Origin of the sequence: Chitinophaga sp. (assembly GCF_036569125.1) — a bacterium.
Taxonomy (GTDB): domain Bacteria; phylum Bacteroidota; class Bacteroidia; order Chitinophagales; family Chitinophagaceae; genus Chitinophaga.
Genome location: NZ_DATCRF010000799.1, coordinates 1 through 12,854, shown reverse-complemented (window position 1 = coordinate 12,854; position 12,854 = coordinate 1). Strand labels below are relative to the sequence as shown.

Genomic DNA, 12,854 nt, shown 5'->3' with positions numbered 1-12,854 from the left:
GCTTCAGCTGCTTCATACCAACCGCACAGATTTTAATGCCCGGTTCGGCCTTTATTCCAGGATCTTTGAAGAATACCGTTCCTTTAAGTTCGATTCGGCATTTGTTTACGTGAAAAGGATGATCGAAATTTCGGAGCAGTTCCAGAAAAAGGACTCCCTGACCCAGAGCAAGATGCTGCTGGGAAGCATTTTGCTGAATTCGGGATTTTACAAGGAAGCTTTTGATGTTACCGGGGAAATAGATACCAGCGGGTTATCCAATGCCCTTAAAACCGAATACCTGATCCTGCGGGCGCGGCTGCATGCCGGTATTGCCGACTATGATAATGATGCCTATTTTTCACAGAACTATTACAAGCAGTCGGAGAATGATTTTAAAAGTGCCGAAATTGTTACCCCTTCCAATGATTTCGAGAAAACGATCGACCTGGCCTTTCTTCCGGATTCAATAAGGGACAAAAAGCTAACGCCCGATTTCTTCTATAATTATATTATACAGCGTGGCCTGCCTGAACACGGCATTGCAATGGTGGCTACCCGGATCAGCTTTGCCTATACGGGGCACGACCGGATCCTTTTTCTTGCGCTGGCAGTGATGAATGATGTGCGCTCCTCTACTAAGGAAACCTTGGCCATCTTTCTACTGGGGCAGGAGCTGTTTAAGCTGGGTAAAACAAACGACGCTTATATTTTTTTGCAGGAAGCTGCCCGCAACGCCAAATTCTATGGCGCCAGGAACCGTGCCGTGCAAATTGAATCCATGTTACCCCTGGTTGCGGGTAAGCTGATCGATGAGAAACAACATGAAAGGGACAAGCTGCTCATTGGTTTCCTGACCTTTTTGATCGTTGCCGTTATCTTATTCTTCCTGCTGGTCATTTACCGGCGGCAAATATTGCGCATCAAGGCCAATGAGCTGATGATCAAGGAAAAGAACCATGAGCTGGAAAGCGTGAACGGAAAGCTGTGGGAATCTTCCAAAATAAAGGAGCAGCTGATCGGGTTATTTTTTAAAACCTGTTCATCTTACATAGAAACGCTGGATAAAATAAAGCACCAAACCCTGCATAATATTAAGCTGGGGAAATATAAAGAGGTGACCCAGTTTTTAAACAATGTTCATATTGAAGAAGAAAAAGGGAACTTATACAATATGCTTGACAGCGTTTTCTTAACCATGTTCCCTAATTTCATCAGCTCTTTTAATGCGCTTTTGAAGAAGGAAGATCAGATCTGGCCCAAATCCGGGGAAACGCTTAATGCCACGCTCCGGATCTTTGCCTTAATGCGCCTGGGGATCCATGAGCATGAGGCCATCGCCAAAATACTGGATTACAGCGTTAGCACCGTGTATACTTATAAAATGCGGATCAAGTCACGGGCGCTGGTGCCGGCCAATGATTTTGAGCAGAAGATCATGGAGATTAAATTTATTGAGAGTAATCATCAGTGAGGCGCAGCCATGTAATGATGAAATCATACTATTTTTTCGACATAAGCATGCCCTGATGTCGAAAACCTTAACATAAAATACCTTAAATATCGAAGGAAACGTAGCTACCCGGCATGCCGGATAACTACGCTCCTTACCTACTTCGCAAAAGATCCCAGCAAAGCGGCTGTTTGCCTGGGCGCCGTTATCATCGCATCATGACCCGTTGCCAGCTCATAGTATTTCCAATCTTTACTTTTCCTGGTCTTCTCTGCAAACGGAACAATCGCAGGCAGCTGATCTGTAGTGCAGGCGATAAAGATCAGTGGCAGATGATTCCCATAAGGATGATGTAATGTCAGGGGTTGTGAAAATGTCTTAAAAGGATGCCCTGTAAGCCTGGCATCAACCCAGCGGGCATCTGCTGTATCTTTCACGCCGAATATGGTTGCAGGCCATGCGGGTATTGACAATCCGCCGTTTTTTGCGGCAGACTTTTTCATAACCTCCTCCACGGATGGCGGCTGGATGGATAATGCACTTTGCCCGTTCTCCACCAGTATTGCATCCAGGTACACCAGCTTACTGAGCCGCTCCGGGATCCGGTCCGCAACCCCGGTGATAACCGTACCTGCATAACTATGACCTACCAATATAACATTATGCAGATCTTCCATCTCTATCAGGTTAACGATGTCCGAGATATGCGTATCAAGATTGATAGCCGTGCTTAAAATGTTCTTATGTTCACCGAGGCCGCTCAGGGTAGGTGTGTACACGATTGCCCCGCTTTCCCTCAGGATACTGCTGATCCGCTGCCAGCACCATCCGCCGTGCCATGCGCCATGTACCAGTACATAAACCGGAGCTTTTGTTTGCTGTGATTGAGCATAACCATCTGTGAGAAAGAGAACAGATAAAACAACGCCGATAAACACCCGTCTGATTTTTTTGATATCCATTTTATTTTTTTTCTGCAAATTTACCCCTGCCTTATATGGCTATCAATAACTCACCCGAAAGTGAGCCTTTAAATCAGATCTATGGCGAGTCCGATTAAAACCAGCTCTTCAAATGCGCATAACCTCAGGGTGCTGGCTACTTCCAATGAAGTGAATGATATTTTGGCGATGATCAGCCCCAGGTGGAAAATGCAGATCCTGTGCAGCATATCATCCGGTGTGAACCAGTTCAGCCGCCTGAAAGAAGTGTTCCCCTCCTTGTCAGACCAGGTGTTGGGAAAACGCTTGTCAGAATTAGTACATGAAGGATTACTGCTGAAAGAGCATATAGCCGATACCGTTCCACAGCAAACGGTTTATATCCATACTGAAAAAGCAGCAGGGCTGCTTGAAATATTGCAGCAGCTGCACTTATGGGGACGAAAAAAGTGGGAACAGAAAGGATGAGGTTACCCCCAACAAAAAGGCGCCGTGATCCGGCGCCCTTTTGTTAACTAACTATTTAAACAACAAAATCCTGCTATTTAACCAGGTCAAACCGGTCAAGGTTCATTACTTTATTCCAGGCTGCTACAAAGTCTTTCACAAATTTCTCCTGGGCATCTGCGCTGCCGTACACTTCTGCAATAGCTCTCAGCTCTGAGCTGGAACCAAACACCAGGTCTGCACGGGTGCCTATCCATTTTATTGCACCGGTGGCACGGTCGCTGCCTTCATAAAATTCATTGTCTGAGGATACTGCTTTCCATGCAGTGTTCATATCCAGCAGGTTCACAAAGAAATCATTGGTAAGCTGGCCCGGGCGTTGTGTGAAAACACCGTGTTTGCCGCCTTCAAAATTAGTATCCAATACACGCATACCACCAACCAATACGGTTAGCTCAGGCGCTGAAAGTGTGAGCAGTTGCGCCTTATCTATTAGCAAAGCTTCAGTAGATACTGCGGGGTTCCTTAATTTGCGGTAGTTACGGAAACCATCAGCAGCGGGCTCCAGGTGGCCTATTGATTCAACATCAGTTTGCTCCTGCGAAGCATCTGTACGGCCAGGTGTAAAAGGAACCGTGATCGCCTGTCCTGCATCTTTCGCTGCTTTTTCAACACCCGCGCAGCCGGCCAGTACGATCAGATCTGCCAGCGAAACTTTTTTACCGCCTGGTTGCGCACTGTTAAATGCTGACTGAATGCTTCCTAATTTATCCAGCACTTTCTGCAGCTGCGGAGGATTATTTACCCGCCAGTGTTTTTGAGGAGCCAGGCGAATGCGGGCGCCATTAGCGCCGCCGCGTTTGTCGGAACCACGGAAGGTGGAGGCTGAAGCCCATGCGGTGGAAACCAGCTCAGATACGCTTAATCCGGATTCCAGCACTTTTGCCTTCAGGGCTGCAATATCATTTGCATCTATTAATACATGGTCAACTGCAGGAATGGGATCCTGCCAAAGCAGCTCTTCCTGCGGTACATCAGGGCCCAGGTAACGTGCACGGGGTCCCATATCGCGGTGCGTTAATTTAAACCATGCGCGGGCAAAAGCATCTGCAAATGCCTGGGGATCTTCCAGGAAACGCCTGGATATTTTCTCATAAACCGGATCAAACCTTAAAGAAAGATCGGTTGTAAGCATGGTGGGTAAATGCTTCTTTGAACCGTCATACGCATCCGGGATAATACCGGTTGCATCTTTAGCCACCCACTGGTGTGCGCCGGCAGGGCTTTTAGTAAGCTCCCATTCAAAACCAAACAGGTTTTCGAAGAAATTATTGCTCCATCGGGTGGGTGTTTTTGTCCAGGTTACTTCAAGGCCGCTTGTAATTGTGTCGGCGCCTTTACCGGAACCATAGCTGTTGCGCCAGCCCAGGCCCTGCATTTCCAGGCCCGCGGCTTCAGGCTCTTTGTCTACATTGGTAGCGGGAGCAGCGCCATGGGTTTTACCAAAGCTATGCCCGCCTGCTATCAGGGCCACTGTTTCTTCATCGTTCATTGCCATGCGGCCAAAAGTATCGCGGATATCTTTAGCGGCAGCAACAGGGTCGGGATTACCGTCCGGACCTTCAGGATTCACATAGATCAACCCCATCTGCACGGCAGCCAGCGGTTTTTCCAGGTTGCGGGAGTGGACATCTCCGTCCGCATCATCATCAGACACCAGTACGCCATGCCCTTCCACACCAGGGGAGCCATGCGCATAACGCAGGTCGCCACCCAGCCAGGTGGCTTCTGAGCCCCAATACACATCTTCATCCGGCTCCCATACATCTGCACGTCCACCGGCAAAGCCAAATGTTTTAAAGCCCATTGATTCCAGCGCTACATTACCGGTAAGGATCAGCAGATCGGCCCATGAAATTTTGCGTCCATATTTTTGTTTAATAGGCCAAAGCAACCTGCGGGCTTTATCCAGGCTTACGTTATCAGGCCAGCTGTTAAGCGGGGCAAAACGTTGCTGTCCCGAGCCTGCGCCACCACGGCCATCACCCACACGATAGGTGCCTGCGCTGTGCCAGGCCATCCGGATGAACAAGGGGCCATAATGCCCGAAGTCTGCCGGCCACCAATCCTGTGAATCGGTCATGAGTGCATGAAGATCTTTTTTTACAGCTTCCAGGTCGAGGCTTTTAAAAGCTTCGGCATAGTTAAAATCTTCATCCATCGGACTGGATAAGGGTGAGTGCTGGCGAAGAATGTTCAGCTTTAACTGGTTGGGCCACCAATCGCGGTTCCTGGTGCCACCGCCGCCAACATTCTGCTTTAGACTGCCATTGTGAAAGGGGCATTTACTGATGTCGTTTGACTCTTTTTCCATTTTTATAAGTTTATGGGTATTGAATGAACACTTGCTGATATTCGTGCAGATTCATAAAAGTAGGATATTGAAGCTATAGATAAAATCAATTAATTCTATAATTCAATAGTTAAAACCTATTATTGGAATTCCTGGCTGTTTACCCTGGGGATACTGTATAAAAATATCATTGAGATTACCGGTGCTTAAACAGGCGTTGTTTACGCCTGACTAAATATACTTGTAAATTGTTAAATGTGGAGAGCTGTTAACATTAAATTTCCGGGCACGCTTCTTTAATGAAAACAAATTTCTTTAGTGAAAGACGTTTGATCTTCATCAGCACCAATTCATAAATGCTGTCATGATCATTTTCAATTTCATCTGCAGAAAAACATGCTTCCAGCGCTTTCAATAATGCTGCCAGGGGAACGGCGCTATCCAGTAAAGCTAAAATATTATACTCCAGGTCATCAATCGATCTTTCGGAAAAGCCATTAAAGAACAGCTCAGGCGCACAAGCTATATTAAAGGTAAGCTCCGGATCCGGATCACTTTCTGCTATGCCCGACAGGCCTGATGTCCAGTCAAAAGGGGTTTCTATAATTGTTAAAAGATGATTCTTTTCTATTATAGTGCTCAGCTGTGCTTCTTTAGGCAAAAAGAAAAACGCGGAATTAACGGGGCAGCTATTCTCTATGGAACAGAGCCGGCTTGCCGGCAATGCATTCCAACCGGCGATCAGCTTTAACAGGTCAGTCTCATAATTAAAAATTTCTTTTACCACGCTCCGGCTGGTGTGCGTTACATATTCTTCAATTTGCGCTGAGGGTAGTTTTTCATTGCTTTTCTCCACCAACGAAATTGCATACGATGTTCTGGGATATAATATTCCGGTACTTTTCCCGCTGCCGGTTACAGCAGCCGGAGTTGGAAAGACCTCCTTAATTTTTGTTGTAAAATACCGGTGCTCATGGCTGAATAAGGATACTACCTTCGCAAAATACTCAGGATATTCCTTATACAGCAACCTGCTCATTAATTCGCAATTATCCCTGCTTTTTTTGTGTGGCCCAAGCAGATGTATGTATTTAAGCCGGTAACCAATGGAGGAAAGGTCAGCGATATCCATGGCCGCATACCCGTTATCCTTATATTGCTCTTTAAAATAGCAGGTTACTTCTTTTTGATCTCTGGCAGCTATTGACGCAAAAAGTATCTGTTCACATAAAATATTATAGATCCCGGAATGAACGGCCCTGCTTTTATCGTAATTCCGGTGAACCATGTCCAGCGCGGTTTGCGCATATTCTTTAAAGAATGCAAGATCACTTCCTCCCAGCACGCCGGCATTGTAGGATGAAATGGGGATTTTCCTTAACGATGCCCGTAAAAAATCAGGCAGGTAACTGAGATCATTTTCTATGTGCTTTAAAGCATTCTCATAGTACTCAGTACTTATTTCAAAATTCTGTGCTAACAGGGCGGCATTCTCCATTTCTACGGGAAATTTTCCCCAGATGAATACATCGCCATCCACATGTATGAACGGCTCCTGCTGTGCGGAATAGGTAAGGATCTTAGGCAGCACCCAAAGATCATTGTACGGGATGTTATCATAGCAGATCTCTACCTGGGTATACGGGAGCCCTAATTGTTCAATGAGGATCTTGTATCCGTTAGTGTCTGTATATAAATGAACGTCGTCATAGTACGTTTTCAATTTCAGGCAGCTGAGCGCCCAGGCCATTAAATGATGTTGAGCGGAACACCAGCCAAAGTCATTTTGAAGGATATCCTTATCACCGGACCAAAAGGATTGAACGATTCTCATTGAAGCTTAAAATTGTCCTTTATACAGATGCCGTTAAAAAGGATCTGCCTGTTGCCGGCCGTATCGCAATGGACCCGGCCAGGCAGCAGGCAGATGCTCAAAAAAATATCATGCCTCATCCATACAATCAGAAGTAGGATCCGGGCAAGGCACGCAGCAGATCTTGTCCATAACCCTATCCAGGTGATAGTACGGGATCTGATTACAGTTCACTCTCAAGCTACCCAGTTCTGCGGAGTTAGCAGTGCAAAGGCCTCCACTGCTGCCAGCTATTATGGCTCTCATTTGCTCTCTTGTGAGCATGTCTTTAACGCTCATTTTTAGCGTTTTCAGTTCGATCTTTTTCATTTGAAAAGGGTTTTATATCAAGAAATAAGAGACTGAAGAACAAAACAGGTCCCCTTGCCGGAATGGTTCCGGCAGCTGATCTTCCCATATTAAATCCATGACGGAATTAATTAACACAATTTCGAAACGGCATAGTTATTCTGAGTGTTTTTACTTTTAATTTTTATAATTTAATCTTTGGAAGAAGTTGACATACGGGCACGGGTACGTGGAATTTCACTTTTTAAATCTACTAAAACTAAGTTTATTATGCAACAACAATATTTTATCCGTCCGTTCTCCGGGTCCATAAAGGTGCAATAGCACACCGCGCTTACTATATCTATGCCAGCTGCATTACCAGCGCAGATCATTACTGAACTCAAAATAATTTTTATCTGAACATGCTATTTGCTTTTGAACCCAATGTAAAAGCTACCATTGCATTTCTTAACCAGCTACGCGTAAGGGTAAACGCTTCCACGGTAAATGAAACCCTGCAAAATCATCCGGACTGGCCCAGCCTGCTCAGCGTCAGTGATGTGCTGCATAAATGGGGGGTGCCTAATGGCGCCGGAAAAATAGTGCCGGAAAATATGGATGAATTGCCCCTCCCCTTTATTGCGGTTACCGATAACCGGGAAACGCCCCTCGCTGTTGTAACTGCGATAAATGACCATGAGGTTTCTTCACTTTATGACAGTTATAAAAAGGAAGCAACGGAGAGCAGGAGTGACTTTATAAAGCGCTGGAATGGCATTTACCTTATTGCAGAACCCAGCACCCATGCAGGCGAGCCGGATTATGAAAAGATCAAGCGAAAGGAAAGCCTCCTTACATTCATTCGTATTATAACGCCGGTTATAGTAGCTGTTGCGGCCACTTTCATTTTCCTGGCAAATGCCGGAACCAATATCTTCCCGGCCACCGGCGCCATTTTGCAGTACTTCATTACGCTTGCGGGGCTGCTGGTATCTTCCTTATTATTATGGTACGAAATGGATAAGAATAACCCGCTGCTGAATAAAGTATGTACCGGCATTGCCAACGGAAACTGCACTGCCGTGCTTACGCATAAAGGGGCAAAAGTTTTCAGCTGGCTTAGCTGGAGCGAGCTCGGTGTTGGCTATTATGCCGGCGCCCTGCTTTGCATGGTTTTCGCCGGGGAGCATATGCCGCCCTATCTTTCGCTTATTGCGCTGTTTAACCTGCTGGCAATGCCTTACCCTGTTTTTTCAGTTTATTACCAATGGCGGGTGATAAAACAATGGTGTGTACTTTGCCTTGCCGTGCAGGCGTTGCTTATTGCTGGTATTATTAATGTACTGGCAAACCACTTATATGGCTCGGTGCATGAGATCAGCTTCCCAATATTCGCGCAGAGCTTTTTATTATATGCCTTGCCTTTGCTTGTTTGGTTCACTATAAAACCCTTCATTTTAAAGCTCCGGGAAGCAAAACATATGAAACGGGACTATTTACGGATAAAGTTTAATACTGAAATTTTTGCGACCCTGCTCAGGAAACAAAAGCAGGTGGCCGTTCCTGCCGGCAGCCTGGGGATTGACCTGGGCAATCCGGCAGCAAAGCACACGTTAATAAAAGTTTGCAATCCTTATTGCGGTCCCTGTGCCAAAGCGCATCCGGAGATTGAAAAGCTGCTTGAAGACGTGCCTGATCTGAAAGTCAGGATCATTTTCAATGCCACCAACAAGGAAACGGATATCCGCAGTAAACCTGCAAAACATTTGCTGGCCATTGCAGCCATGAACGATCCGGGAACCATCAGAAAGGCATTGGACGACTGGTACCTTGCTGATAAAAAAGATTACGCAGCATTTGCCGGCAAATACCCGGTGAACGGATCCCTGCAGCAGCAGGATGAAAAGGTAGAGCACATGCGCCGCTGGTGCGATGAATCGGGTATTGAATACACACCCACCTTTTTTTTAAACGGGTACCAGCTTCCCGGAACATACAATCTAACCGATCTGAAATATTTCCTCCTGGAAGAACTGTGAATTTAAATAACTGAAATTGAAGTTCCCGTTTTACAAACAATTAGACGCTATGGACTGCGGGCCTGCCTGTCTGCGCATGGTTGCAAAATATCATGGGCGTTCCATCCGGCTGGAATGGCTCCGCAATAGCTCACAATATGGCAAAACAGGCGTTTCCATGCTGGGCTTAGCGGAAGCAGCGGAAAGCATCGGGCTTAAATCCGTTGGCGCCCGGCTTACGTTTGAGCAGCTTATTAATGAGGTTCCTTTACCTGCTATCCTTCACTGGAAACAATATCATTTTGTGGTATTAACACCTGCGTCCAGTAAAAACAAGCTGGTGGTGGCCGATCCGGCCGATGGGTTGCTCAAACTGAACAAACAGGATTTTCTAAAATACTGGCTCTCCATACCACCAGCTACGGACGAAACGGAGCCGGCAGGTAAAGGCATGGTGCTGCTGCTGGAACCAACCCCGCATTTTGAAAACACTGCTGCCAATGCAGATGCGCAGGTTATGCAACGGAAGATCGGGATACGCTATTTACTCAGCTATTTAAAGGAGCACCGCGGCTCTTTTTTCCAGGTATTGCTGGGATTGTTCATCAGCAGCATGCTTCAGCTTTTATTTCCCTACCTCACGCAAAGCATTGTTGACACCGGGATCAACACCCGCGATCTCACCTTTATCCAGATCATACTTGCCGCCCAGCTCATGCTGCTGTTTTCCCAAACTATTGTGGAATTTATCAGGAGCCGGATCCTGCTGCATATAAGCACCCGCATAAATATATCCCTGCTGTCAACCTTTTGGACCAAGCTGCTGAAGCTGCCGCTGCAATTCTTTGACAGCAAGCATCCCGGTGATATTATACAGCGTGTTAGTGATCATCACCGCATAGAGAACTTTTTAACCGGCACGGCCTTAAACACCCTGTTTTCCGTGATCAACCTGGTGGTATTTCTATTTGTGCTGCTTTTTTATAACACTACTATTTTTTTTATTTTTTTAACCAGCAGCCTGCTCTACCTGTTTTGGATCCGTATTTTTCTGAAATACCGCAGGCAGCTGGATTACCAGCGTTTTACCATTTCGGCAAAAGAATCAAATGCTACTATGCAGCTGGTTTATGGCATGCCTGAAATAAAGCTTAATAATGCGGAGAACACCTACCGTTGGGCATGGGAGCGCTTACAGGCCGGTTTGTTCAAATTGAATTTTAAAAGTCTGTCACTGGCCCAGTACCAGCAGATGGGCGCTTTTTTTCTTAACCAGGGCAAAAATGTGCTCATCACATTTGTGGTGGCCAGCCTGGTCATAGAAGGAAAGCTAACCCTGGGTATGATGCTGGCTATTCAATATATCATAGGCCAGCTAAACAGCCCGGTTGAACAGCTGATCGGCTTCACACAACAGGCGCAGGATGCAAAGATCTCGCTGGAAAGGCTTAATGATATACACATGCTGGAAGATGAAGAACCGCCAAACAATGATCTTAGCCATCATTTGCCGCAGGAGCATGACATTAGCCTGAAAGACCTGTCATTCACCTACCCCGGCGCAGGAAATGAGCCGGTGCTGAAAAACATTAACCTGAACATTCCGCAGGGCAAGGTCACCGCTATTGTAGGTATGAGCGGCAGCGGTAAAACAACGCTTATAAAGCTGCTGCTGCGGTTTTATGACAACTATAACGGCGACCTGTTCCTGGGCTCTGCCAGTTTCAAAAGCATCAGCCCAAAATACTGGCGCAGTGTAAGCGGCGCCGTTATGCAGGATCCGTTTATATTTAACGATACTATTCAAAAGAACATTACGGTAACAGATGACAAAGCAGATACTGAAAGATTACAGCATGCCTGCAGCGCAGCCAATATCCTGTCTTTTATTGAATCCCTGCCACTGGGTTTTAATACCAGGCTGGGCGCAGACGGCAATGCAATAAGCGGCGGGCAGAAACAACGGCTTGCCATAGCCCGGGCAGTTTACAAAAACCCCGGGTTCCTGTTCTTTGATGAAGCCACCAATTCACTGGATGCCAATAATGAAAAGGTGATATTGGAAAACCTGCAGCAGTTCTTTAAAGGCAAAACAGTAGTGGTAGTGGCGCACCGGCTTAGCACAGTAAAAAATGCCGATAAGATCGTGGTGATGGAAAACGGACAGATTGCAGAAGAAGGCACACATGCTGAGCTAATAATGGAAAAGGGAAAATATTTTAAACTCGTACAAAATCAGCTGGAACTTGGAAACGGATAAGCATTATTCCCCGCCCGCAGATGCCGGTACATCTTCTGAACAGGACAATGAGCTGGAAGCGTTTATTGCAAAACGGCCGCCCTACTTTGTACGATGGGGCACGGTTTACTTTTTCATCCTGCTCATCCTCATTGCATTTATGTGCCGGTTTATCCGCTATCCTGAACGGGTGAAGGCCAGCGCGCATTTAAACGCAGTTAATGCACCTATGGAAATGCTGATACCTGCCTACAATATCAGCAAAGTAAGAACCGGTCAGGAGGTGATCATAAAATTCCAGGCTTACCCTTATGAGCAATTCGGGACAGTAACGGGACAAATACTATCCATTAGCACTACGCTCACTGACAGCGGCTTTCTGGCAAAAGTAATGTTACCCAAAGGGCTGCATACCAGCGCCAACCGCACCCTTCCCTATCAGAACGGATTATCAGCCCGGGCTGATATTATTATAGCGCATACCACCCTCCTGGAACGGTTCTATGCTGACTTAAAGAAACAGGTTAGCCGCTGATTTTTTCATACCTTAACATTTATCCTGCCGCCAGGTTAATAGAAAATAAGTATTATGAAACGCGCGCTCCTTGTCCTCAACTTTTTATGGCTCTTTTCTCCCCGCTCCTTTTCCCAGGATCCCTGGAAGATCAGCGCTACGCAGATCGATCCCTCCAACTACTACGGCATTACCGTTGCCAATGGTATGATCGGCATTGTTTCATCGCCGGAGCCGTTTAAGGTAAAGGACGTGGTGCTGGCCGGCGCGTATGACCTGTATGGCCGCGGCCGCGTGAGCAATTTCCTTCGCAGCTTTAATTTGCTGAACATGTACCTGGAGGTGGATGGCCGACGTATAGACGCTAAAAGCATTACCGGCTTTAAACAGGAGCTGGATATGCGGCAGGCTGTCTTTACCACGGCTTTTGAATATGGTGATAAAGCCACCATCCGCTATACTTACTATTCATTGCGGCAGCTGCCTTACACCGTATTAATGGATGTAAGCATCACCCCTAAAAAAGATATTACTATTACCGGCGCCAGTGTAATGGAAGCACCCGATGCCTTAAAGGACGTACAGAATTATTACAATGAAATTGATCGTCCGCATGTGGTTATTAGTCTGCTAACCTCCACCGCAAAATCACCCACCGGTAAACTGCTGATGTGCGCTTCCAATACCTTCCTGTTTAGTGAACCGCACGGACAGGAGCCCCGCGTGATCCACGAAATGTGGGACAACAACATGCACCTGATGAAATT

The 12,854-nt window shown here is 46.4% G+C and carries 8 protein-coding genes and 1 pseudogene; 6 read left to right on the top strand and 3 right to left on the bottom strand.

Features of this window, described 5'->3' with window-relative positions; translation table 11 throughout:
- Nucleotides 1–1,453 (top strand): DUF6377 domain-containing protein (locus tag VIM87_RS29390; RefSeq protein ID WP_332000430.1); only part of this gene is annotated, 1,453 nt, incomplete at its 5' end.
- Between the two features lie 137 nt (nucleotides 1,454–1,590).
- On the opposite strand, the gene VIM87_RS29385 is transcribed toward VIM87_RS29390, so the two are convergent.
- On the bottom strand, nucleotides 1,591–2,394 hold the full coding sequence (locus VIM87_RS29385) for an alpha/beta fold hydrolase (protein WP_332000429.1): 804 nt from the start codon (nucleotides 2,392–2,394) through the stop codon (nucleotides 1,591–1,593).
- Nucleotides 2,395–2,475: 81 nt separating this feature from the next.
- On the opposite strand from VIM87_RS29385, the gene VIM87_RS29380 reads away from it, so the two are divergent.
- Nucleotides 2,476–2,841, top strand: a complete 366-nt coding sequence (locus VIM87_RS29380; protein ID WP_332000428.1) for a helix-turn-helix domain-containing protein — start codon at nucleotides 2,476–2,478, stop codon at nucleotides 2,839–2,841.
- A gap of 73 nt (nucleotides 2,842–2,914) precedes the next feature.
- Here the strand turns inward: VIM87_RS29380 and katG are convergent, their stop codons facing one another.
- Nucleotides 2,915–5,194, bottom strand: a complete 2,280-nt coding sequence (gene katG / locus VIM87_RS29375; protein ID WP_332000427.1) for a catalase/peroxidase HPI — start codon at nucleotides 5,192–5,194, stop codon at nucleotides 2,915–2,917.
- 253 nt (nucleotides 5,195–5,447) lie between these two features.
- A complete protein-coding gene (locus VIM87_RS29370; protein WP_332000426.1) occupies nucleotides 5,448–7,007 on the bottom strand; it encodes a DUF6734 family protein in 1,560 nt (519 codons plus the stop codon).
- Nucleotides 7,008–7,738: 731 nt separating this feature from the next.
- Between VIM87_RS29370 and VIM87_RS29365 the strand changes: the two genes are divergently transcribed.
- The 4 genes and pseudogenes from VIM87_RS29365 to VIM87_RS29350 all read left to right on the top strand — a co-directional run.
- Nucleotides 7,739–9,355, top strand: coding sequence for a vitamin K epoxide reductase family protein (locus VIM87_RS29365; protein WP_332000425.1), 1,617 nt, complete (start codon nucleotides 7,739–7,741; stop codon nucleotides 9,353–9,355).
- A 16-nt stretch (nucleotides 9,356–9,371) separates the two neighbouring features.
- A complete protein-coding gene (locus VIM87_RS29360; protein WP_332000424.1) occupies nucleotides 9,372–11,594 on the top strand; it encodes a peptidase domain-containing ABC transporter in 2,223 nt (740 codons plus the stop codon).
- The gene (locus VIM87_RS29355; RefSeq protein ID WP_332000423.1) at nucleotides 11,581–12,108 is read left to right on the top strand and encodes an HlyD family secretion protein; all 528 of its coding nucleotides are present in this window, start codon (nucleotides 11,581–11,583) and stop codon (nucleotides 12,106–12,108) included. The genes VIM87_RS29360 and VIM87_RS29355 overlap by 14 nt, the downstream gene beginning before the upstream one ends.
- Before the next feature lie 54 nt (nucleotides 12,109–12,162).
- Nucleotides 12,163–12,854, top strand: a pseudogene (locus VIM87_RS29350) (glycoside hydrolase family 65 protein); the annotation flags it as partial.